This window comes from Salinicola lusitanus (genome assembly GCF_003206045.1).
GTDB lineage: Bacteria > Pseudomonadota > Gammaproteobacteria > Pseudomonadales > Halomonadaceae > Salinicola > Salinicola lusitanus.
The window spans coordinates 344344-367889 of record NZ_PZJM01000006.1; the positions used below are offsets into that span (position 1 = coordinate 344344).

Below are 23546 nucleotides of genomic sequence, written 5' to 3' on the forward strand. Positions count from 1 at the left end.
GGGGCGCCAGATTCAACGCCTCGCAAGGTGCCCGGACTCCAGTGGAGCCCTCCCTGGGGCGAGAAACCCGTTGTCGTCAGACCCTGGGCGCGCTGCCGGTGTGATCCGGCAGCGTGGTGGGTGCCACGAACAGCGGTGCTGCGTTGGCGTCGCCCTGGCACCGATCGACGGCGGTTGCCGGGATCAGCCACCAGTCGTCGCCGTTCTGAATGCCCAGGTCATGAATCTGGTCCCGGTCGATGCAGTCGTAATCCTCGGCTTGGCGCTGCATCGCGAACATCCAGCGGCTTCGATCCTGCTGCAGCCAGGCGAACGCCCGCCGGAACTGGGCGCTGGCGGGGGTGCGGTCGCCGAACTGGATGCTGGGCTGGCGGGACTGGAGCAGGAATTCCTCGTCGAAGTCCGGCATGGCCAGCCAGGCGTCGGCGCCAGTGATCGACCGCACCTGTGCCATCATGTCACGCGGCGAGCGCGCATGATCCTGCAGCGCGTAGCCCCAGGTCGACCAGCTCACCCAGAACACCACCAGCCAACTGGCCAGTGCCCAGAGTCCGCGGCGAGGCCGCAGGATGACTAGCAGCCCCACGGCGATGGCGCCGATCACGATCCACCAGGCCCATGGGAACACGGCGTGACGCTCGGCGACCTTGGTCAGCGCGGGCAGACCGGCAGCGCCGAGAATGCCAGCGGCCAGCAGCAGCCCCCCCAGCAATGCCAACAGGCCGAAACCCAGCCACTGAAGGCGCTTTCGGGTGACGAGCCCCGGCAGCAGCGGTGCCATCGCCAATACCAGCAACGGCAAGGTTGGCAGCATGTAGACGCCGCGCTTGCCGGGCGAGAGGGAAAAGAAGGTCACGATCAGTACCACCGAACTGAGCGGCAGCAGGACTCGCGGGTCGGAGCGCCGCAGCCGACGCCACCAGGCGGGGAGGGCCCACGGAAAGGCCAGGACCAATGGCATCCATGCCCAGGGCAGCACGTTGACCAGGTAGTAATACCAGGGTTCGAGGTGGGTCCAGGAGTCGGCATACCTCTGGCCGGTCTGCTTGAACAGGATGTTGTCTCGGTAGGCTGCCAGCGAGGGATCGTCTCCCCAGGTCGCCATCACGATCATCGGCACGGCCCAGGCCGCGATGCAGGCCACCATGACGGCCACCCCCTGGAGCGCCGCCTTGAGCGTGATGGGGGCGATTCGTCCACGAGAACGGCTGGAGTAGGCCATCCATAGCCAGGCCGGAAGCAGCGTCAGTGGCAGAATGCCGACACCCTTGGTGATGATGCCCAGCCCCATCGCCGCCCAGCCCACCAGCCACCAGCGCCGGGCCGGGCCTAGCAGGGCGTGGCGCAACAGGCCATAGGTGGCGAGCGTGGTACAGAAGGTCAACATCATGTCGATCTGCGCAGTCTTGGCCTGCAGCACGAACTGGAACGCGCTCAGTAGCGCCAGCCCCGACATCAGTGCGATACGGCGACCGTACAGGCGGCGACACAGATCGACCGTCAGCAGCAGGGTGCCGATACCCGCGAGCGTGGTGGGGATCAAAAATCCCCAGCGCACGGAGCCGGTCAGCCAGATGCTCAGCGCGGATGCCCACATGAATACCGGCGGCTTGTCGGGATAGAGCTCGCCGCCGCGATGCGGAAACCAGAACTGCCCGGTGCGCAACATCTCCAGCGCGTTGAGGGCGAAACGCGGTTCGTCGGCCGGCCAGGGGTCCCGCAGGCCGATACCGATGCCCAGCAGCACGGTGGTGAACAGCAGCAACAGCAGCCAGGCACGCCGATAGTGGGCCTGTGAGGGATCGGACAGGAAGCGCCGCATGAGCGAGATCTCGTTCAGGAATTCGAGGGGGTTTCCGGGACGCTAGCCTGGTGCTTCTCCCGCCGGATCAGCATCAGATTGCGAACGTAGATGACCAGGCCAGCACCCTGTCCGGCGATGAACACCGGGTCGCGACGGTAGATCGCGTAGGCCAGCAGGGTGGCACCGCCGCCGATGCTGAAGAACCAGAATGCGACGGGAATGATGCTGCGCCTGGCGCGCTCGCTGGCGAGCCACTGAATGATGAAACGGGCCGAAAACAGGGTCTGGCCGATAAAGCCGATGATCACCCATATCCACTCTTGGCTCATGACGTCGCCTCCTCACCGTCGGGGCGCCGGTGATCGGCCGCGTCACCCTGGGCCGTCAGCTCGAGGCACGCCGCGGGCAACCGGCTACGGCGGCGTAACCACATGACGCCGACCATATCCACCAGCCCGACCCACAGGCGATTGTTGAGCCCGTAGTGTGACGCCCCGGTCCCCCGAGGGCGGTGGTTGACCGGAACGGAGACGCACTGGCCGCCTTGGGCGCGAATCAACGCCGGCAGAAAGCGGTGCATGTGGTCAAAGTAGGGGAGTGACACGAAGGCATCACGGTGCACCACCTTCAGCCCGCAACCGGTATCCGGCGTGGCGTCGTTCAGCAGCGCCGAGCGCACGCGATTGGCCACCTTGGAGGACAGGCGCTTGATCCAGTCGTCACGGCGATTGGTGCGGTGTCCTGCGACCAGTGTGACATCCCCACGCCGGGCGCGTTCGAATAGCCTGGGAAGATCGGCCGGGTCGTTCTGGCCGTCGCCATCGAGCGTGCCGAGCCAGACACCTCGTGCGGCCCTGGCCGCCTGCCAGACCGAGGTGCTCTGCCCCGCACTCCGGGCGTGACGCATCGGGCGCAGGCGGGGATCCCGCGCGGCCCGTCGTTCCAGCAGATCCCAGGTGCCGTCGGTCGAGGCGTCGTCGACCACGATGACTTCGTGGTCGATATCCGCCAGTGCCCGCTCGATCTCATCGAGCAGGCCTGGCAGATTGCCGGCCTCGTCCTTGGCCGGGATCAGGATCGAGAGCAGGGGAGAGCGAAGGGATGAATGCATGGATGGCAATTTCCTGGCGAGGTGACCGATGGCCTGGGCAATGGATGAAACCCGCCTCTCCGAATGTATGGCCCAGGCGGTTCGGTCTGGCTCGGTTGATCGTGTCGCGGAGCGCGCGAGCGGCGTGCCGCCATGGTCGCGGGCCAGACTTAAAGGAAGCTTAAGCGACAATCGCGACAACGACATTCCTACCATGGAATGTCGTCGGCAGGTGTTGGCCGGTTCCCGAGAATCAGCCGAACAGGTCCTGCTGGGCATGAGGCGCGCGGAAGTGGGTGGTCTCGAGCCCCATGTCCGCCCGTTGACCCATTCCCAACCGCTTGGCCGCGCGGCGGAAGCGCTGACCGATCATATCCACGAACAGGCCCTCGCCACGCATGCGATGGCCGAAGCGACTGTCGTTGGCGTGGCCGCCGCGGGACTGGCGGACCAGGCTCATCACCTTGCCCGCACGCTCCGGGTAGTGCTGTTCCAGCCAGGCCTCGAACAGCGGCGACACCTCGCGCGGCAGGCGCAGCAGCGTCCAGTTGCCGGTTCTGGCGCCGGCGTCGGCGGCCCGGGCCAGGAGGGTCTCGATCTCGCTATCGTTGATGGCAGGAATGACCGGCGCCACCAGCACGCCGACCGGTATTCCCGCCTGGTGCAGCTCCCGGATGACCTTGATGCGCGCCGCCGGAGAGGCGGTACGCGGCTCCAGGGTGCGTTTCAACTCGTTGTCGAGCGAGGTGAGACTGACGAAGACCCTGACCAGACGCTGGCGCGCCATCTCGGCCAGCAGTTCACGGTCGCGCAGAACGAGCGCGCTCTTGGTCACCAGCGTGACCGGGTGGCGACACGTCAGCAGGAGTTCCAGCAGCGAGCGCGTCGTCCCATGTTGGGCCTCGATCGGCTGGTAGCAGTCGGTGTTGCCGGAGAGATTGATGGGGCGGCAGACGTAACCGGGCTTGCACAGTTCCTCGCGCAGCCGGTCCACCATGCCGGTCTTGGCGATCAGCCGGGTCTCGAAATCGATGCCGGGAGAGAGATCCCAATAGGCGTGGCTGGGCCGGGCGTAGCAATAGATACAGCCGTGCTCGCAGCCGCGATAGGGGTTGAGCGAGCGATCGAACCCCAGATCCGGCGATTGATTCCAGGAGAGCGCCGTGCGAGGCGCCTCGAACTGGACCTGGGTAGCGATTCGCGGCGGCAGCTCCTCCTGCCACCAGCCGTCGTCTTCACGTGTGCTGTGGGTCGGCTGGAAACGGTTGTCGGGGTTGTAGGTCGCGCCGCGGCCTTTCATGGGCCTGGAGGGAGACGTCATGCCAGCGACTCCTATGGTGACTGTTTATATATACAGTATCACCGGGCGCGAAGAGGGAGAAGCTGTTTCAAGAGGGAAGAGGGAAGAGGGAAGAGGGAAGCGGCGCCGGGGAGTCGGCGCCGCTGCATGTGAAAGGCAGTCAGAAGCTGAGCTTCACGCCACCTTCGAGATAGCGGTCCTGGGTGTTGTAGCCATCCACCAGCTGATAATCCTTGTCGAAGGCGTTTTTCAGCTTGGCAAACAGTTCGACGGTCGGCGTGACCTGCCAGGCGGTGCGCAGGTCGACCACGCCGTAGCCGGCCGTGGTGGTGTCGCCGTAGGGAAAGGAGAACTGGGTGTCGCGGCGGTCGCCCGCGGCGCGCAGGGTGGCGCCAACGGACCAGGCAGCGAGGCTGTAGTCGGCATCGACCCGGCCAAATGTCCTGGCGCGGCGCTTGAGTCGGTCGCCGGTATCGCGATCCTCTGGATCCTGGTGAGTCAGGCTGGCGCGCAGGGCGAAACCGCCGCGCTGCCAGCCGCCGCTCAACTCGACGCCCCGGATGCGCGCTTCATCGACGTTGTAGGGAATATAGGTCGTCGGGTCGTAGCTGATCAGGTCGTCGATCCGGCTTTCGAACACGGACACCCGAGCGTCCCAGGGGCCGCGGTCCAGGGCCCAGAAGGCCTCCAGTGTCTTCGAGGTCTCGGCGTCGAGATCGGGGTTGGTGCCGTAGGGTCCGTAGAGGTCGATCAGATTGGGCGCCTTGAAGGCGGTGCCGTAGCTGACGCCGATTCGTTGGAACCGGGTCAGGTGATAGGCATAGCCGAGATTACCGGTCGTCTCGTCGCCGAACCGCGAATCATCGTCGTAGCGCAGTGAGCCCGACACCTCGTGGGGACCATATTGACGCTGGACCATAGCGTAGAGGCCATAGTTCTCGCGGCTATCCTTTTGATATCGCGAACCATAGGCGTAATCGTCGTAATCGAGACGCTCCTCGCGATAGTCGACCCCGAGCACGTCGACGCCATTTTGCCGCGTGAAGCGGTGCTGCAATCCCAGCTCGTTGCGGTGTGACTCGGTGCGGCTGTTGCGCTCGCCGGCGTAACGCTCCTCCCGCTGCTCGTCGAAATGACCCGCGGTGAGAATCATGTCCCAGTCGGTGTCGAGCGCAACGTCGAGCTGACCGCCGAAGGTCTGCAGGTAGCCCTTGGTCCGGCAGTCCTGGGACGCGCCCAGGGCGCTGGCGGGATAACAGTCATCATAATCGGTGTCGAAATTCTGGCGCAGGGCATTGAAGCTGAAGTCGACCCGATCGCTGAAACGGTGAGAGAGGCCCAATTGACCACCGCTGCGTTCGAAGCCATCCCGCTCGCCGCTGGTGTCGGCCTCGGTGGCGTTGAAGCCGTCGCCGTCGCGGCGAAACAGGGTGGCGTTAAGGCGGGTGTCGTCGTCTCCCGTGGAGACGAACAGATTCTGCTTGTTGGTGCTGTTCTCCCCGACTCTCAGGTTCAGCGCGCCTCGAGTGCCATCGCCGCCGCGCCGGGTGAATATCTGGATCACGCCGCCGATGGCATCGGCGCCATAGGCCGCCGCTCGTGGGCCGCGGACGATTTCGATGCGGTCGATCGCTTCCGGCGGCAGGAACTCCAGGCTGGCACCGCCGCTCGTCGCCGAGTTGATCCGAACGCCATCGACCAGCACGACGCTATGATCGGATTCGCTGCCGCGCATGAACAGGCTGGTGAGACTGCCCGGCGCGCCGGTCTGGGCGATTTCGATGCCGGCGCGACCCTGCAGCAGTTCGACCACGCTGTCGGCCTGGCTGCGCTCGATCTCGGCGCGGTCGATGATGGTGGTGCTGGCCAGCACGTCGGCCTGCGATTGCGGCAGGCGATTGGCGGTGACCTGGACGTCGTCGAGCTGCTGCTGTCGGGCCGAGACCTGCTGGGCATGGGCCGGCAGCGTGGCCATGGCCACCGTGAGCGCGAGGCTCGAGATAACCGCGCTTTTCTTGTAACGCATGTGATGTGATCCCCAACTGCGTGGCGCCATCGACTACCGCCGCTGGTGGGGCGAGGCCGATGGTGCTGAATCCTGACGAGAACGCAATGGGAGGACGGACGTGACGAAGCCCGCCCCGGGCGTCAGTGCACTCGGGCAGGTGGGGTCGTCACTGGATGAGCCCTCCGCATCAACCAGTGAAGAGAAACGCGCCGGTCTCCGGACTCTCGCGGGGTGACCCTCGGGTCATCCGATACACACGCCTTCCCATGACCCCGGACGTTCCCTTGACACGAACGCTTTCGAATCGATATCCGGTGGATCACAGTGGCTGGATGGCTCGATGGCGCATCCCGGTGGTATCCAGGGAAATGCAACATTCCCAACGCGATTACCGTTGCGGGGGCAGTGCGGGGTTCTCACCCGCTTCCCGTGCACACGTCTCTCGACGGGGCGGATTGTCGCAGCTTCCTTCCCACAAGTGAATTCAGGATCGGCAGGGATGGCCGATGGCATTCCTGCGCGGGGCGGCGCTCGCGGCGCCGCGACCCGGGGCGAGTCGTCACGGCGTCGGCGAGTTCGATTCCTGAAGCACCAGCTCCACGCGGCGATTGCTGGCGCGACCGGTGGGGGTGTGGTTGCTGGCCAGGGGGTGGGTCGAGGCGTAGCCGATCGCCCGTAGCCGGTCGCCGTCGATACCGGCCAACCGCAGTACGCGCACCACCGCCGAGGCTCGCGCCGCCGAGAGCTCCCAGTTGGAGGGGAAGCGCGGGGTCGAGATCGGGACGCTGTCGGTATGGCCTTCGACCGAGATGGTGCCGTTGAAAGCCTGCAGTGTCGGGATCAGCCGTTCGACCAGTTGTCGGCCGCTGTCGCTGAGCCCCACGGCGCTGCTGTCGAAGAGCAGGTGATCCTGGATCCGCAGGTTGAATCCGTGGGGAATCGCGGTGACCTCGACGCCGTCGATCTGCGGCAGTGCGGCTGTGGGCGTGGCGTCGGGCAGGTCGAACAGCGGCACGCTGAACACCATCGGTGCCTCGGCCACCCTTTCTTCTGGGACCGCGACCGGGCCGGGCGAATAGAAGCCGACATCACTTGCCAGCGGCGCCGGGGCGAGCTGTCGCGGCGGGCGATAGAACTCGCCGACGGTCGCGGCGGGGAGAGGCGCCGGGGGGCGAACCGCCGGCACGTGCAGCGGCAGGGCCGTGACCGCGGGCGTCTCGAGGTCGCGATCGACGAGCTGGCCGCCGTAGAGCGCCAGCATCAGCACGAAGAAGGTGATCAGCAGCATGAGCATGTCGAGATAGCTCATCAGCCAAGAGTCGCTCTCGCTGCTGCGGCCGGCGTCGTCGAAGGGGCCGTCGTCGAACAGCAGGTCGGAGAAGGGGCCGCCGGGGGAGATCGCGGCCAGGCTCATGCGGATTCGGCCGCGGCGTCGGCGGGCTGCGGGCGTCGCGCGTCGCGCATCTCGTCGCGATGTTCGGCACGGTAGGTGTTCAGCGCCTCCTCGATGAACGCCGGCAGACGACGCTTGCTGACCATCATGATCCCTTCGAGAAGCAGCGTCATGGCCATCAGCCGGGCCTCGGTGCGGCGTTCGAGCTTGACCGCGATCGGCTTGAACAACAGGTTGGCCAGCAGAATGCCGTAGAAGGTCGACATCAGTGCCACCGCCAGGCGTGGGCCGATCACCGCCAGGTCGCCGGCCTGGATCACCTCGAGCATGTTGATCAGTCCGACCAGCGTGCCCAGCATCCCGAATGCCGGCGCATAGACCGCCATGGTGCGCAGGATCTGCGCCTCGGTGCGCTCCTTGGCCTTCACCCGCACCATGCGCCAGCGCAGCATTTCACGGATCTCCTCCTCCCGGGTGTTGGCGATCACCATCTGTATGCCGGTCCGCAGGAAAGGGTTGGTGGTGCTCTCCAGTGCGCCTTCGATGGCGCGGATATTGCCACGGCTCCAGTGGCGCGACATTTCGATCAACTGCTCGAGGTCGCTCTCCAGCTCGCTGGCCTGGGGCTCGCGTCGAAACACGACGGCGATCTGGCGGCACAGCCGCTGCATCTCCCGAAGCGGGTAGCTGATGAAGCTGGCCGCCAGCGTGCCGGTAAGCACGATCGCGAGCCCCGGCAGGTTGAAGAAGCTGCTCGGGGCCTGAGCGGTGAATAGCACGACGGTCGCCAGCAGCAGTGCGCTGGCGATGATGCCGATGAGCGTGGATGGGTTCATGAACGGCTCGCGACCTGGAAAACGGGCATGGTGCACATCTTATGCCCAGGAAGGCGCCGTCAAAGGTTCTAATTGGCGGGTGTATCAGGCGCTTTTTGTCTCCGATGCGCGGGCGGCGGCCTCTCCCGCGTGGACGACGAAACGCGTGGGATCATCGCTGATCACGCCATCGACGCCCCAGTCCCAGAGCTTTTCGAAGGTGACCGGGTCGTTGGCGGTGTAGCAGAACAGCTTGATCTCCTCGTCGGCGATCTCCTGGGCCCGCTTGATCTTCAGCTTGCGCCAGTCCAGGTGCAGGCTGTAGGCGGAGAGCCGCTCGGTCTCCAGCCACCAGCGCTTGGGAGCCTTGTCGTCGAGCACGCCGAGGCGCAGCCGGTCGGGATCGGACTCCAGTGCCCGTGCCGCCGTGAGGGCGTGACGATCGAACGAGGAGACGATCAGTTTCTCCGCCGGCAGCGCTTCCAGCGTCGGCGGCAGGGCGGCCTGCACGAGCTCGATGGCGTTGCGGCCGCGACAGACCTTGAGTTCCAGATTGAGACCCAGGCCGAGTCGCGTGATCAATGCCAGCATCGCTTCCAGGGTCGCCATGGCCTCGCCCCGATACTGCGCGCCGAACCAACTGCCGGCATCCAGCTTGGCGGCGCTCTCGGCATCCAGCTTCACCAGCTTGCCACGGCCATCGGAACAGCGCTTGATCCCCGCGTCGTGCCAGATCACGGGGGTGCCGTCGCCAAGCAGCTGGACGTCCAGCTCGACCCACTCGCAACCGGCGTCGTACGCCGCCTGCACGGCCGCCAGGGTATTTTCGGGGGCGCGTGCGGACAGGCCGCGATGCGCGATGTAACGGGGGGCGTCGCTGGCTGGCGCGGTCACACTCTGAGTCATTGCGTCGAGGTCTCCGGCGACTACCGTCTGCGGCACTCGCCAACAATCCATGTTCCAGTGATAGAGAGTTCCCCTGTCGCGGCGCTGGCGCACCGAGGCGCTGCGGATCACACCGGGGAAATGCAGGCGCGGCCATGGGGCGCCGTGCCAAGGGTTGACCTTCGGCTACGCGGGGGCCGTCGTCAAGCTGAACCGTCGGATGAGCACCGCAAACGTTCAAGCGTAGCGGTGCCGGGGCGTCAGGCGGGAAAAATAGCGCACCAAGATGACGATTGCGTGATCCCGCCATCGATTTTCATATGAGAATGTTTATCGTTAGTTGTTGCGTTTGCATATTGTTTGCAATAATGCGCCGCCAGTCTCTCCCGGCCAGTCGGCGCGGGGCGAGGCGAGGTTGAAAAATAACGACGAGAAAATCGGCGAGAGGCGGATCATGCGGATGAACGGCGAGAGGGTATTACTGGGAACGTTGCTGATATCGGCGGGGTGGGGCGCGGCGGCGCAAGTCTTGGCGGCCGATGCCGCTTCCACCACGGCGGACGTCTCGAACGAAACGATGGTCATCACGGCGACGCGCTCCGGTGCCGAGCGACAGGACTCGCCGCAGGTGATTCGCGTGATCACGCGCGAGGAGCTCGAACAGCAGCAGCGGATCACCTCTGACTCGTCGGAGATGCTCAGCAACCTGCTGCCGGACTATTCGCCCCCGCGCCAGAAGATGAGCGGGAGTGGCGAGACGCTGCGCGGGCGGGCGCCGCTGGTCATGATCGATGGCATCCCACAGTCCAACCCGTTGCGCCCCACCGGGCGCGAGCTGCACACCATCGACTTCTCGATGATCGACCATATCGAGGTCATCAAGGGGGCGAACGCCACCAATGGCCTGGGTGCGGCCGGTGGCGTCATCAACCTGATCACCAAGCGTCCCGAGCCGGGCGCGTTCACTCAGCACTTCGAGGCCGAGGTGACCACGCCGACGTCGGGGCTGGACGGGGATACCACCAGCTATCGCACCAACTATGGTTTCAGTGGCAACAAGGACGCCCTCGATTATCTCTTTTCGTTGAGCTATGAGGATCAGGGGCTCTACGTGGATGGGGACGGCGATCCCATCGGCGTCGACAATACCCAGGGCGATCTGATGGACTCCGACGCCTACGACGTGTTCGGCAAGGTCGCCTACTGGTTCGACGATGACCGGCGGCTGCAGTTGAGCGTCAATCACTATCGCCTCGAGGGGCAGAACCACTACGTCAGCGTCGCGGGCGATCGTGAAGCAGGGGTGCCCACCACTTCGGAGCGTGGTGACCCCGAGGGCCACAGCCAGTACAACAGGGTCTGGACCACGGGCATCACCTGGGACGACTACGATCTGGCGGGAATGCACTTGAACGTGCTGGGCTTCTACCAGGATTACGAGTCGCTGTTCGGTGCCACCGATTCGGGGTCGTTCCAGGATTCTGCCATCGCGCCGGTGGGCACGCTCTACGACCAGACGATGGCGGAGACGCAGAAATACGGGCTCAAGACGTCGCTGACCAAGGATGGCCTTTGGGACGACCGCATCAAGCTCACGCTTGGTTTTGATGTCATGCGTGATGACACCGAGCAGTATCTGTGGGGCACGGATCGCACCTATGTGCCCAAGGTGAAATACACCGATCTGTCGCCATTCATGCAGGTGGATTTCAGTCCCATCGATTCGCTGACGCTCTCGGCCGGTGCGCGCTACGAGTATGCCAAGCTCGATATCGACAGCTACCGAACCGTCGCCGCGAATAACGGTGTCGAGGTCGAGGGCGGTTCGCCCGACTTCGAGGAGACGCTCTACAACGCCGGGGTGGTATGGCGTCCGGTCCAGCACTGGAGTCTGTTCGCGAACTACGCCGAGGGCTTCGTGATTCCCGACGTGGGCCGCGTGTTGCGTGGCATCAGCACGCCTGGGCAGTCGGTCGACAATTTCTCGAACCTGCGGCCCATCGTGACCGATAACGTGGAGACCGGCGTGCGCTACGACGACGGGCGGCTAAACGCCGAGTTGAGCTACTACGTCTCGTCTTCCGACTTCGGTTCGCGAATCGCGACGCAGGGCGACGCCTTTGTCATGCAGCGTGAAGAGACACGGATCGATGGCATCGAGGCTTCGGTGGGCTACCAGTTCAACGAGGCGCATTCCGGCAAGTTGGCGTACTCCCACATGCGGGGACGTTATGACAGCGACAACAATGGCACGCTGGATGCCAAGCTGGATGGCCTGAACGTCTCTCCCGATCGTCTCGTCGCCAGCTGGTCGGCCCAGTGGTCGCCGTTGTGGACGACCTTCGTGCAGCTCAACCACGCCTTCGACAAGGACTTCGACGATAGCGGCAACGGCTGGGATCGTGATTTCGATGGCTACACCCTGGTCGACGCTGCCGTCGGTTACCAATTGCCGGTGGGCGAACTGAACGTCGGCATCGCCAACCTGTTCGACAAGCAGTACATCACCTACTACTCCCAGAGCGCGCTCGATAGCCCCAATGCCGGCTACATGAACGATCGCTATTTCGCGGGGCGCGGACGGACGCTGTCCGTGGGCTACAGTGTCGACTTCTAATCAATGGCGCGGCAAGCGACCTGGCCCTGGGGATCGGTGGCAGGCAAGGGCCCGATGACACGGCGTGAGTTATTGGTCATGGCACTGGCCCTGGGGGTGGCGCCTGGTGTGGCATTCTCCGCAGGCGACAAGCGCGACGCTTCCGCGCCACGCATCGTGACGCTATTTCAGGGCGCTACGGATACGGCGGTAGCGCTGGGGGTGGTACCGGTCGGGGTCGTCGAATCGTGGCTCGACAAGCCGATCTATCCTTACCTGCGCTCGGCGCTGTCGGAGACCACCCTGGTTGGCCTCGAGACTCAGCCGAGTCTCGAGGACATCGCGCTGCTCGGGCCCGACCTGATCGTGGCGTCACGCTTTCGTCACCAGCGCATCGAACCGCTGCTCTCCCAATTGGCGCCGGTGGTGATGTTCGATGAAATCTACCGCTATCGGGAGACGCTGACGGTGATGGGGGAGGCACTGTCCAGGCAGGCGAACGCGGCGGCGTTGTCGACCCGACTCACGCGACGGCTGTCGTGGTTGCGTCGGCGCCTGCGCGAGCATTTCGGGGCGCGCTGGCCGGTGACGGTGTCCCTGCTCGACATCCGTGCCAATGAGGTGCGCAGCTATCTCGCCGAGAGCTTCGGCGGATCGGTTCTGGCCGCATTGGGTTTTCGCTGGAACGATGCGCAGCGTGGTCTTTCCGGCGTCTCGCTCAAGCTGAGCGGCGTCGAGGGCCTGCCGGCGCTGGATGCCGACGTGTTCTTCGTCATGCGTCACGGTCGCGGTGCCGCCGTGGCGGACCACGAGCGTCGATTGAGAGCCCACCTGCTATGGCAGCGGATGGCCGCGCCGAGTCAGGGCGAAGTCTGGGAAATCGATGCCATCGACTGGAGCCTTTCCGGAGGCATCCTGGGCGTTTTCGCCATGCTCGACGACATCGACGCCTGGTTGACGGACGCGGAACGGCGGGGGCGGACATGAGTGGCGATGTCGGTCTGGAATCGACGCGCGCACGGTTCTGGGTCGCGCCGGGTCTACTTGTATTGTCGCTCGTGCTGGTGATGTCGGTCAGCCTGATGGCCGGGCCGCAGTGGTTTGGCTTCGGCAAGCTCTGGCACGCGCTCTGGTCGCCGTCGCCGACCAATGTCGATGATCTGCTGATTCGTACCACACGGCTGCCGCGGACTTTGCTGGCCGCGGTGGTCGGAGCCAGCCTCGGGGTGGCGGGTGGCATCATGCAGACGTTGACACGCAACCCCCTGGCCGCACCCGGCCTGCTGGGGGTCAACGCCGGCGCGCTGTTCGTCGTCGTCGCCCTTGCCACGATGGGAGGTGGCTTGTCGGCAGCGGTGGCCAACCTGGGAGCATTCGTCGGTGCGGCGCTGGCGGTCGCGCTGGTATGGAGCCTTGCCATGCGCCGAGGTCCAACTGCCGGGCCGCTGCGGCTGCTGCTGGCCGGCGCGGCATTGACGGCGCTGTTCCATGCCTTCAGTCAGGCGCTTCTGGTGGTCGATCAGCAGGGCCTGGATTCGGTGCTCTTCTGGCTTGCCGGCTCGGTCGCCGGCCGGCCGCTCACGGACACCTGGCCGATGCTGATACTGGCGCTGGTGGCGCTACTGGCTTGCGTGCCCTGGCTACGCCAATGGAACGTGCTGGCGGCCGGGGAGGCAGTCGCCGTGGGCGCCGGGGTATCCGTGAGGCGTCTGCAGTTGGCATCGATCACGCTGATCGTGCTGCTGGCGGGGGCCTCGGTCAGCATGGCGGGCAATATTGCCTTCGTCGGTCTGATCGTGCCTCACATGGCGCGGCGTCTGTCGACGCCGGATCATCGTCATTGGCTCCCGCTGGCCGCATTGATCGGCGCCGTCCTGCTGCTGTGTGCCGATATCGCCGCGCGGACGTTGATCCCGCCCGGTGAGGTACCGCTGGGTGTGATGACCGCGCTGGTCGGTGCCCCGTTTTTCATGCTGCTGGTGAGACGACAGGGCGTTCGCCATGGCTGAGATCCGGGCGCTGAGGTTGGGCCGATTCTCGCGAGCTATCGTATGGCGTCCATGGTGGCGCGTGTTGATGGCCTGGGTGGTGGTGGGTGTGGCGCTGGCGGGCTGCCTGTCGCTGGGCAAGATACCGTTGACGCCGCGTGAATTGCTGGCCGCCCTGTCGGCGCCGCTCAGCGACACGGGACTGATCGTCTGGCAACTGCGTTTGCCGCGGACCCTGCTGGCAGCGCTGGTGGGCGGGGCGCTGGCGCTTTCCGGCTGGCTGCTGCAGCAGGTCATGCGCAACCCTTTGGCATCGCCGGATACCCTGGGCGTGACCAGCGGTGCCAGCGCCGCCGCCGTGGCTTATTTCTCGCTATTGGCCGCCGACCTGGGCCATGCCTGGCTTCCGTTGGCGGCGGCCGGGGGCGCCTTGATGGCGGTCGGCATCGTGTACTGGCTGGCCTGGCAGCAGGGTGTGACGCCGTTACGGCTGGTGCTGATGGGAATCGGGCTCTCCGCACTGCTGACCGCGGCCACCACGTTTCTGCTGGTTTCCAGTCCGTTTTCAACCACGCTGTCGGCCTACGTGTGGCTGACCGGGAGCGTATACGGCGGCAACTGGTCCGAGGTCGAGCGCCTCTCGATCGGTCTCGCCCTGGCGCTCGTCGCGATGGCACCGCTGGTACGGTACGCGTTGCTGGCGGCGGTCGACGATGCCCTGGCGGTCGGCATCGGGGTACGCGTGCAGCGGATGCGGGGTGCGCTCACGCTGCTGGCGGCGGTGCTTGCCGGACTGGCCGTGGCCTGGGGCGGGGCGATCGCGTTCGTGGGTCTCATGGCACCGCACCTTGCCAGACGTCTGGTGCCCGTGCCGGGCGCGGCGCAGATCGTGATGACGATCGCCGCTGGCGCGACCGTGGTCATGCTGGCGGACCTGGTGGGGCGGACGCTATTTCTGCCGCTGGATCTACCGGCGGGCATTTTCGTGGCGGCCATTGGCGCGCCGTTCTTTCTGATGTTGCTGATCCGACAGGTGCGTTGATCCATGGCGATGCTCTCCGCGAACGATCTCACGCTGGGCTACCAGCGTCAGGCCATTCTGCGTCATCTCTCGCTGGATCTGCCTGAGAGCAAGATATCGGTGCTGGTGGGCAGCAATGGCTGCGGCAAGAGCACGTTGCTGAAAGCTCTGGCCCGACTATTGATGCCTTGGCAGGGCGGTGTCGCGCTGGATGGCAAGAATATTCATCGCCAGCCAACCCGGATCGTGGCACGAACGCTATCGCTGTTGCCGCAGCACCCGGTGGCCCCGGAAGGGATCACGGTCCGCCAACTGGTGAGCCTGGGACGCCATCCGCACCAGAGCTGGCGCGCCCAATGGTCCGAAGAGGATGAGCGGCAGGTAGAGCTGGCGCTGTCACGCACCGACCTGCTGGGGGCTGCCCACCGCAGCGTGGACACGCTCTCCGGGGGGCAGCGCCAGCGTGCCTGGATCGCCATGGCGGTGGCCCAGGATACGCCCCTGATGCTGCTCGACGAGCCGACATCCTTTCTCGACCTCGCCCATCAGATGGAGGTACTGGAGTTGCTCGCCAGCCTCAACCGCGAGTCGAGCAAGACGATCGTCATGGTGCTGCACGATCTCAACCTGGCTTGCCGCTACGCCGATCATATCGTCGCCCTGCGCGATGGCGCGATCCTGGCCCAGGGGACGCCTCGGGAGGTCATCACGCGGGAGCGGGTCAAGGCGATCTTCCAGCTCGATTGCCAAGTGATCGACGATCCCTATTTCCATACGCCGCTGTGCATTCCGTTCGCCAGGCAAAAGGCATGAACGACGCGCCCCGTACCCACGGTTTCGACCCCGCGCACTGGCGCTATCTGTCGGATACGCTGCGCTTGAAGCCGGCCGAGCGGGCGGACACGCGCTCGATGGACGTCGCCGATTTTCTCGATCCCAGGCGTTGTCGCGAACTGCTCGACCACCTGGGCCCGATGATCGGCTCCCCCGAACGGCGCACGACGGCATCGTTGCTGTCGAAACGCCTGGGCTTCCTGCTTACCGGTGCACCGCTATACGCCCTGTCGATCTGCGATCGGGGGCTCGATCTCTCCGCCGCCAATTGCGTCATCGAGTATGCGCACGACCAGGGCGTGTGGACGTCGTCGTTGCCGCTATGGACGCTGGAGAGCAAGGCGCTGGCGGCTTCGCGGCGCAATAGCGCCCGCCGGGAGATCCTGCACACGCTGTTCGCACAGACGATCGCCCCGCTATGGCGCACGCTCCGCGAAGCGGGGGGCGTGCCGGAGCGTATCCTGTGGGAAAACCTGGCGGTCAGAATCTATTCGCTCTACGAACGCCGCCTGAGCGACATCGGAAATGCCAGGGCGAGAGAGCGCCGTGAGGCGGATTACGATTTCCTGCTCACCGCCGAGCCGTCGCTTTTCGGACTCGATTTCAATCCCCTGGCGCGCTTCTTCCACGCCCATACCGCTATGAGCGATGGCGACGAGGTTCGCTTCCGCCGGACCTGCTGTCTCTATTTCAAGGCCACCTGTCCACGGGAATACTGTCGGGCGTGCCCGCTGATCAAGCCTTGAAAGCCTGGATGAACGCCGATGCGGATCTCGGCTGGAGTCGCGGCGGGCCCGCTGGGGGAGAGTATGCTAGGCTGCGCGGCTTACTACACCGGCCCGGAGCCGCCGGCGGCGCGCCACAAGGCAACCAGTCAGGAGAAGCATGATGAAGGTCGTTCACGTCAAGAATCCCGAGACCCGCGAAGCCTGTCTCGCCAAACTCTGTGCCAGCGTCTACGGCCAGGAGGCGGGTCTGGCACCGCTGGTGATCTTCGCCGGTACCCAGGGCGTGCTGTTCGAGCAGGAGGCGGCGCGACTGTTCGCGCTGACCGAGGATGACGGCAGCGTGCTGTGTCTGGCCCTGATCTCGTCCGATGTCGACGGCGGGACCATGGAGGTGGACATGCTGTCGACACCGGAGGGCAAGGGCGACACCCGACACAGCCGCCATCTGGTCAAGACCCTGGCGGAGAAGGCCCCGTTACGCGTGACGGCCGCCGACGAGGCGGGCGAGGCGTTCTTCCGACGCTGCGGCATCGAGCGCTGGATCGACGGCGAGGGTGGCCTGCGTATCGGTCTGGGCCCGCTCCATCCGGCGCCGGTGAACGGTGTGCTGCCCAGCGTGGTGCGCTTCAATGGCGACGGTATCGTACGCACCTTCAAGCAGGAGCCCGAGACCTTCGAGGCCTACAAGTCACGCTTCGTCGCGGCCCTGGAGCGCTATTCCAACATCGCCTGACATCGATCGACCCTGACGCGGCCTCGTCCGTCGACTTGACCCGCTCCGGGAATGGCGCTTGGATGACAGACCGAGAGTCACCAGCCCAACAAGGAAACGTCATGGCCAAGCGCATTCAGTTCGCCCGCACCGGCGGCCCCGAAGTCCTCGAGACCGTCGAGGTCGAGCCGGCCGAACCCAAGGCGGGAGAAGTCAGAGTCCAGAACCAAGCCATCGGTCTCAACTTCATCGACATCTATTTCCGCACCGGGCTCTATCCGGCGCCGGCCATGCCGTCCGGGCTGGGGACAGAAGGTGCCGGGGTGGTCGACGCCGTCGGCGAGGGCGTGACCCATCTCGAAGTGGGAGATCGCGTCGCCTATGCCCAGGGCCCCCTTGGCGCCTATTCGCAATACCACGTGCTGCCGGCGGACAAGGTCGTCCAGCTGCCGGAGGACATTCCCTTCGAGACCGCGGCGGCCGCCATGCTCAAGGGGCTGACCACCCAGTATCTGCTGCGCCAAACGTTCCCGCTGGAAGGGGGCGAGACCATCCTCTTCCACGCTGCCGCGGGCGGCGTCGGCTCGATCGCCTGTCAGTGGGCGAAGGCATTGGGCGTCAAGGTGATCGGTACGGTCGGTTCCGCCGAGAAGGCCGAGCTGGCGAAGAAGAACGGCGCCTGGGCGACGATCAACTATCGCGAGGAGAACGTGGTCGAACGCGTTCGCGAGCTGACCGGCGGTGCGATGGTGCCGGTGGTGTACGACTCCGTCGGCAAGGACACCTGGACGACCTCGCTCGATTGCCTGGCGCCCCGGGGGCTGATGGTCAGCTTCGGCAACGCGTCCGGCGCCGTCGACGGCGTCAACGTGGGCATTCTCAACCAGAAGGGCTCGCTCTATCTGACCCGCCCTAGCCTCAATGGCTACGCCGACACGCGCGAGCGCTTCGAGGAGATGTGTCTCGACCTGTTCGACATGCTCGAAAGCGGCAAGGTCAAGGTCGACATCGCCCAGCGCTTCACGCTGGACGAGGCCGGCAAGGCGCAGGAGGCGCTGGCGTCCCGCCGGACCACGGGATCGACGATTCTGATTCCGTAAAGCCCGCGCGCTTTGTCGTATGATATCGAAGCCGACGCCGCGATCACGCGGCGTCGGCTTTTTCGGTCCGGGTGGCCTTCGTTCGCACAAGGAGTGTGTCGATGCAGGATGCATATTGGGTCTTCCTCGTACTGGCGTTGACGCTGGCGGCCTTCGTCTGGGGTCGGTTCCGCTACGATCTGGTGGCGATGGCCGCGCTGCTGGCCTGCGTGCTGCTGGGGGTCGTTCCCGCGGACGAGGCGTTCTCGGGCTTCGGCCATCCGGCGATCATCACGGTGGCGGCGGTACTCGTGCTCAGCCGCGGTTTCGAGCACTCCGGCGTCGTCGACTGGATCGCGGAGAAGACCCTCAAGGCGGGGAGCCAGCCGATCTGGCAGCTGGCGGTGCTGACCACCACGGTCATCCTGCTCTCCGCCGTCATGAACAATGTCGGTGCGCTGGCGCTGTTGCTACCGGTGGCGGTTCGCGTCGCCCGCGAGCACGGTACCTCGCCGTCGCTGCTGTTGATGCCGCTGGCTTTCGGCTCGCTGCTGGGCGGACTGATCACGCTGATCGGCACGCCGCCCAACATCATCATCAGCGCCTTCCGTGCCAGCCAGGGGGAGGGCGCCTTCCGAATGTTCGATTTCGCCCCCGTGGGTGGTGGCGTCGCGCTGGCCGGCCTGGCGTTCATGGTGTTGGTGGGCTGGCGCCTGACGCCGCGGCGGCAAGGGCAGGCCTCCGCCGACGAGCTATTCGAGACCTCGGCCTACCTGAGCGAACTGACGGTTGGGGAAGAGTCCAAGGCGGCAGGCTGGACGCTACGCCAGTTGCGTGAGGTCTGCGACGAGCCGGTACCGGTTCTTGGCGTCGTCCGGGACGGCGAACAGCTTTCCGGCAGCCGTTTCTTCGGCACCCTGCGGGCCGGCGACATCGTGTTGCTCGAGGCGGACCCCGACGATCTCAAGCAGCTGGAGGACAAGGCGGGGCTGACCATCGGTGCCCATGATCGGGACGCCGACGGATCCGACGCCACCGAAGCGCCCAAGCTGAATACGGAAGACCTGCAACTGGTCGAGGCCGTGGTGCGCACCGATTCGATGATGACGCGGCGAACGGTGTCGCAACTGCGACTGCTCGATCAGCATGGGCTTCACCTGGTCGCGGTATCGAGGGACGGAACACGGCTGAAGCAACGGCTGCGGGAGGTGCGTTTCCAGCCAGGAGACGTATTGCTGCTGCAGGGTGATGAGAATGGGCTCAGCGAGAGCCTGGCGGCGCTGGGGTGCTTGCCGCTGGCCAGCCGCAAGCTGTCGTTGGGGCGTCCACGTCAACTGCTGCTGTCGGTCGCGATCTTCGCGGTCGCGATCGGGGCGATGATGTTCGACCTGCTGCCAGCGGCGATCGCGCTGGCGCTGGCGGCGCTGGTCACGCTGGCGCTGGGCGTGCTGCCGCTGCGTGAAGGCTACGACGCCATCGAGGGGCCGGTGATCGTGCTACTGGCAGCGATGTTGCCGGTGGGAACGGCGCTGGAAACCAGCGGCGGCGCCCAGATGGTCGCGGATGGAATGATGGCGCTGGGCAGTGGCTGGCCGCCGTTGGCCACGCTGGTGGCGCTGTTCGCGATCACGCTGCTGCTCTCCAACGTGATCAACAACGCCGCCGCGGCACTGCTGATGGCACCGATCGCCGCCAGTCTCGCCAGTGGCCTCGGGGTCTCCCTCGACCCGTTCCTGATGGCGGTGGCGGTCAGTGCGTCGTGCGCCTTCCTGACGCCGATCGGTCACCAGTCGAATACGCTGGTCATGGGCCCTGGCGGTTACCACTTCCGGGACTACTGGAAGCTCGGGCTGCCGCTGTCACTGGTCGTCATGGTAACGGCAATTCCCTTGATTTTGCTCATTTGGCCACTATCGTGAGCCGATCTTCGATTATGATTGTCGAATTCCGCAATACGCCATGTTCAGATGACATCAGGTATCCGAATGATGACGACCGATTCCGCCGACGCCGTGACTGGGTCGCCCAACCGATCCCGGTCCCGAAAGAGGCTTCTCGCTGCCGCGCTGATGTCGATCCTGCTGGCGGGCTGTGCAACGAGCCCGCATCCGCCGGGGTGGGACTCCCCCTCATCCGGGCAGCCCGCGTCGGCAGCGACCAGCGCCAAGGCGGGCGCGAAATCCGGTGCCAAGTCGAAGAAGGCGGTGGGCAACGACCCCGGCGCGGTCTCTGGTGACGAGCAGGCTCGCTCGGCGCAACCGACGGGGAAAAAGCGGCTGGGCGAGGCGACGTTCTATGCCTCCTACTTCGAAGGGCGGCTGACGGCCAGTGGCGAGCCCTACGACAGCCAGGCTATGACGGCGGCCCACAAGACGTTGCCCTTCGGCACCCGGGTGAAAGTGACCGCGCTGGACTCCGGCGAAAGCACAGTGGTGCGTATCAACGATCGCGGCCCCTTCGTCGATGGCCGCATCATCGACCTCTCGCGAAAGGCCGCCGAACAGCTCGGCATGATCCAGGACGGTGCCGCCGACGTGCAGCTGCAGATCCTGGAGCAGTAATCGCCAGGGTGGCGACCAGACGAAGAAGCCCCCGTCCTGGGACGGGGGCTTCTTCGTGTTGCCGGTCACGCCGACCGCGCCGCTAGGCGGTGGCCTCGTCCTCGATTCCTGAAGTCTCTCTCGTTTCCCGACGCGTGACGAAGGCATCGAAGGCAAAATCGTCCACCGTCAGCATCTCCAGGACTTCCGCCTCGTGGGCGCGCATGAAGGCGGCATCCTCGTCGTTGAGCAGACCGGTCTCGTGGGCGGCATCGATCCACTGCTCGGGATGCAGCGCGACCTCGGGCAGCGCTTTCTTGACCCGCGCCTTGTTGAGCGTGCGATAGATCGTCTCGGCCCGTTCGGCGTTGGCCAGCAGGGCGTTGTAGCGCGCCAGCGCATTCTCCTTCTGACCCTCCTCCCAGCTGTCCCAGGTATTGCTCGTCAGCTTGTGGCGCAGCGCACTGTCGGTGGAGATCGCCCTGGCGATCTCGCGCGTCAGCGTATCCTGCGGCTTGTGCCAGCGGCGCCCCAGCGGCTGGGTGACGAACGACAGCGTGTTGCCCAGGGCGCGGTTGGGCAGATTGTCGAACAGGTCGACCAGCGCCTGCTCGGCACGATTCAGCAACAGCCGGCAGCTGTAGTGGAACAGTGCCGCCTCGTTGTCGACGCGATCGGTTTCGTGCCACTGCTTGAGCACCATCGACAGCAGGTAGAGATTGGAGAGGACGTCGCCGAGACGCGCCGAGATCATCTCGCGCTGCTTGAGCTTGGAGCCGAGGCTGGCCATGGCGGCGTCGGCACACAGGCTGAAGGCGGAAGAGAGTCGCGCGGCATCCTGGGCATAGGGCGCCGCAATGGCATCGAACGGGACGTTCGGCTTGCCGAGACCCAGGGCCTGGGTGAAGGCGCGGGCGCCGTTGCCGAAGATCAGCCCGATGTGGCGGAAGAACAGCCGATCGAAGGCCTCGAAATCGTTGGCATCCTTGGCCGCCAGCTCCTCGAGAACGTAGGGATGGCAGCGGATCGCGCCCTGACCGAAGATCATCAGGTTGCGGGTCATGATGTTGGCGCCCTCGACGGTGATCGAGACCGGGTTGGCACTGTAGCCGATACCGAGATAGTTGCGCGGGCCCAGCGTCACCGTGCGGCCGCCGTGGACATCCATGGCGTCGGCCAGCACGTCGCGCTGGAACTCGGTCAACTGGCTCTTGAGAATCGCCGACGGCACCGCCGGCTTGACGCCGTGATCGATGGTATTGGCAGTCTGCACCACTGCGGCCTGGGAGATGTAGGCCTTGGCGGCGATACGCGCCAGTGGCTCCTGCACTCCCTCCATGTCCGCCACGGCGATGTTGAACTGGCGGCGAATGCGGGTGAAGCCGCCGCTCCAGCCCACCGCATAGCGCCCGATCCCCGCAGCGCCGGAGGGCAGGGTGATGCAGCGGCCCACCGAGAGGCACTCGACCAGCATGCGCCAGCCCTGGCCGGCCATGTCGAGCCCGCCGATCAGGTAATCGAGGGGGATGAACACCTCCTTGCCACGAATCGGCCCGTTCATGAACGGACTGCCGATCGGATGATGGCGGCGGCCGATCTCCATGCCCTCGGTGTCACGCGGGATCAGTGCACAGCTGATGCCGATGTCGCTCTCGCCGCGCTCCAGCAGGTTGTCCGGGTCGAACATGCGGAAGGCCAGGCCGACCACGGTGGCGATCGGCGCCAGGGTGATCCAGCGTTTCTCGAAGGTCAGCTTCAGCCCCAGGACCTCCTTGCCGTCGTGCATGCCGCGGCAGACGATGCCGACATCCGGGATCGAGGTGGCGTCACTGCCGGCCCGGGGGCCGGTCAAGGCGAAGCAGGGGATGTCGCGGCCGTCGGCGAGGCGCGGCAGGTAGTGATCCTTCTGCGCTTCGGTACCGTATTTCAACAGCAGTTCGCCCGGGCCGAGCGAGTTGGGCACGCCGACGGTGCTCATCAGGGTTTCGTTGAAGGCGAGCTTCTGCAGCACGGCGGACTGCGCCTTGGCAGAGAATCCCAGGCCGCCGTAGGCCTTCGGGATGATCATGCCGAAGAAGCGTTCGTTCTTCAGGTACTCCCACAGCGCCTCGGGCATGTCGGCGCGCTCGCGGGCGATCTCCCAGGCGTTGCACATGCCGGCGGCGACGGAACACTGGTGGTCGACGAAAGCCTGCTCCTCCTCGCTCAGCCCGGCATTGTCGAAGTCGAGCAGGCGCTGCCAGTCGGGCCGGCCGCTGAACAGCTCGCCGTCCCAGGCGACGGTACCGGCATCGAGGGCGACCCGCTCGGTTTCGGAGACCCGCGGGGCGATCTTCTTGAACAGCGCGAACAGGCGCGGCGACAGCCACAGCCGACGAATCGGCTTGAGGCCGCAGGCGGCGACGCCGATCGCCGCGATCAGCAACAGCGTACCGATGACGCCGGCGCCCAGCGCCAGCCCGACGACACCCAGCACGGCGAGTACGGCCAGTGCCGCGAGTGCGCCGGCCTCGCGACGCATGACGACCAGACAGCCAATGACGGCCAGGACGATGAGCAGCAGTGTGATCATGACGAACTCCGAGAGGGGAAAACGAAGAATTCAGACGAGCGTTTGAATTTGGTTTTCAGACTAGCGGATCGCACGGCGGCTGACTAGGCCGGCGTGCTTATCCTTTGGGCTAGAGCCACGAGCCACGAGCCACGAGCCACGAGCCACGAGACGAGCTACGAGAAGGGCTCGCGGGCCGGAG

Annotated in this window: 20 protein-coding genes and 1 riboswitch; of the genes, 10 read left to right on the forward strand and 10 right to left on the reverse strand. The window is 65.6% G+C overall.

The genetic code is table 11. The annotated features are described in order from the left end of the window. Window positions 1-76: 76 nt before the first annotated feature. The 9 genes from DOM45_RS12730 to DOM45_RS20325 all read right to left on the reverse strand — a co-directional run bounded on the left by DOM45_RS12730 (window position 77) and on the right by DOM45_RS20325 (window position 9883). Entirely contained in the window at window positions 77-1822 is a 1746-nt protein-coding gene (locus tag DOM45_RS12730; RefSeq protein WP_110601065.1) for an ArnT family glycosyltransferase, read from the reverse strand. 14 nt (window positions 1823-1836) lie between these two features. Beyond that, window positions 1837-2133: a lipid-A-disaccharide synthase N-terminal domain-containing protein gene (locus DOM45_RS12735; protein ID WP_110601067.1), complete on the reverse strand. Its 297-nt coding sequence runs from the start codon at window positions 2131-2133 to the stop codon at window positions 1837-1839. Continuing rightward, the gene (locus DOM45_RS12740) at window positions 2130-2915 is read right to left on the reverse strand and encodes a glycosyltransferase family 2 protein (RefSeq protein ID WP_110601068.1); all 786 of its coding nucleotides are present in this window, start codon (window positions 2913-2915) and stop codon (window positions 2130-2132) included. The genes DOM45_RS12735 and DOM45_RS12740 overlap by 4 nt, the downstream gene beginning before the upstream one ends. 232 nt (window positions 2916-3147) lie before the next feature. Then, window positions 3148-4215, reverse strand: a complete 1068-nt coding sequence (locus DOM45_RS12745) for a PA0069 family radical SAM protein (RefSeq protein WP_110601070.1) — start codon at window positions 4213-4215, stop codon at window positions 3148-3150. A 139-nt stretch (window positions 4216-4354) separates the two neighbouring features. Then, entirely contained in the window at window positions 4355-6220 is a 1866-nt protein-coding gene (locus DOM45_RS12750; protein WP_162302623.1) for a TonB-dependent receptor domain-containing protein, read from the reverse strand. A gap of 172 nt (window positions 6221-6392) precedes the next feature. Next, window positions 6393-6656: riboswitch (cobalamin riboswitch) on the reverse strand. 105 nt (window positions 6657-6761) lie between these two features. Then, window positions 6762-7616: an OmpA/MotB family protein gene (locus DOM45_RS20320; RefSeq protein WP_240612384.1), complete on the reverse strand. Its 855-nt coding sequence runs from the start codon at window positions 7614-7616 to the stop codon at window positions 6762-6764. Next, window positions 7613-8431 carry a motility protein A gene (locus DOM45_RS12760; protein ID WP_110601073.1) on the reverse strand — a complete coding sequence of 273 codons (819 nt, stop codon included), beginning with the start codon at window positions 8429-8431 and terminating at the stop codon, window positions 7613-7615. Before DOM45_RS12760 ends, DOM45_RS20320 begins: the two co-directional genes overlap by 4 nt. Before the next feature lie 84 nt (window positions 8432-8515). Then, window positions 8516-9316: a glycerophosphodiester phosphodiesterase family protein gene (locus tag DOM45_RS12765; RefSeq protein ID WP_110601074.1), complete on the reverse strand. Its 801-nt coding sequence runs from the start codon at window positions 9314-9316 to the stop codon at window positions 8516-8518. Between the two features lie 315 nt (window positions 9317-9631). Next, window positions 9632-9883 (reverse strand): hypothetical protein, encoded by a 252-nt coding sequence (locus DOM45_RS20325; protein ID WP_240612385.1) that lies wholly within the window; start codon window positions 9881-9883, stop codon window positions 9632-9634. On the opposite strand from DOM45_RS20325, the gene DOM45_RS12770 reads away from it, so the two are divergent. The 10 genes from DOM45_RS12770 to DOM45_RS12815 all read left to right on the forward strand — a co-directional run bounded on the left by DOM45_RS12770 (window position 9873) and on the right by DOM45_RS12815 (window position 20814). Beyond that, entirely contained in the window at window positions 9873-11912 is a 2040-nt protein-coding gene (locus DOM45_RS12770) for a TonB-dependent receptor (protein ID WP_240612386.1), read from the forward strand. The genes DOM45_RS20325 and DOM45_RS12770 overlap by 11 nt on opposite strands. Window positions 11913-11990: 78 nt before the next feature. Continuing rightward, the gene (locus DOM45_RS12775) at window positions 11991-12878 is read left to right on the forward strand and encodes an ABC transporter substrate-binding protein (protein WP_205909452.1); all 888 of its coding nucleotides are present in this window, start codon (window positions 11991-11993) and stop codon (window positions 12876-12878) included. Further along, window positions 12875-13900 carry a FecCD family ABC transporter permease gene (locus DOM45_RS12780; RefSeq protein WP_110601080.1) on the forward strand — a complete coding sequence of 342 codons (1026 nt, stop codon included), beginning with the start codon at window positions 12875-12877 and terminating at the stop codon, window positions 13898-13900. Before DOM45_RS12775 ends, DOM45_RS12780 begins: the two co-directional genes overlap by 4 nt. Next, window positions 13893-14921, forward strand: a complete 1029-nt coding sequence (locus DOM45_RS12785; RefSeq protein WP_110601082.1) for a FecCD family ABC transporter permease — start codon at window positions 13893-13895, stop codon at window positions 14919-14921. The genes DOM45_RS12780 and DOM45_RS12785 overlap by 8 nt, the downstream gene beginning before the upstream one ends. A 3-nt stretch (window positions 14922-14924) precedes the next feature. Further along, a complete protein-coding gene (locus DOM45_RS12790; RefSeq protein WP_110601083.1) occupies window positions 14925-15713 on the forward strand; it encodes an ABC transporter ATP-binding protein in 789 nt (262 codons plus the stop codon). Continuing rightward, the gene (locus DOM45_RS12795; protein ID WP_110601084.1) at window positions 15710-16480 is read left to right on the forward strand and encodes an IucA/IucC family C-terminal-domain containing protein; all 771 of its coding nucleotides are present in this window, start codon (window positions 15710-15712) and stop codon (window positions 16478-16480) included. The genes DOM45_RS12790 and DOM45_RS12795 overlap by 4 nt, the downstream gene beginning before the upstream one ends. Before the next feature lie 139 nt (window positions 16481-16619). Continuing rightward, window positions 16620-17195: a hypothetical protein gene (locus DOM45_RS12800; RefSeq protein ID WP_240612387.1), complete on the forward strand. Its 576-nt coding sequence runs from the start codon at window positions 16620-16622 to the stop codon at window positions 17193-17195. 101 nt (window positions 17196-17296) lie between these two features. Beyond that, a complete protein-coding gene (locus DOM45_RS12805) occupies window positions 17297-18274 on the forward strand; it encodes an NADPH:quinone reductase (RefSeq protein ID WP_110601087.1) in 978 nt (325 codons plus the stop codon). 101 nt (window positions 18275-18375) lie between these two features. Further along, window positions 18376-20172, forward strand: a complete 1797-nt coding sequence (locus DOM45_RS12810) for an SLC13 family permease (RefSeq protein ID WP_110601089.1) — start codon at window positions 18376-18378, stop codon at window positions 20170-20172. Window positions 20173-20238: 66 nt separating this feature from the next. After that, entirely contained in the window at window positions 20239-20814 is a 576-nt protein-coding gene (locus tag DOM45_RS12815; RefSeq protein WP_240612388.1) for a septal ring lytic transglycosylase RlpA family protein, read from the forward strand. Between the two features lie 82 nt (window positions 20815-20896). Here DOM45_RS12815 and DOM45_RS12820 read toward each other — a convergent pair whose 3' ends face one another. Beyond that, a complete protein-coding gene (locus tag DOM45_RS12820) occupies window positions 20897-23365 on the reverse strand; it encodes an acyl-CoA dehydrogenase (RefSeq protein WP_110601093.1) in 2469 nt (822 codons plus the stop codon). Window positions 23366-23546: the final 181 nt, after the last annotated feature.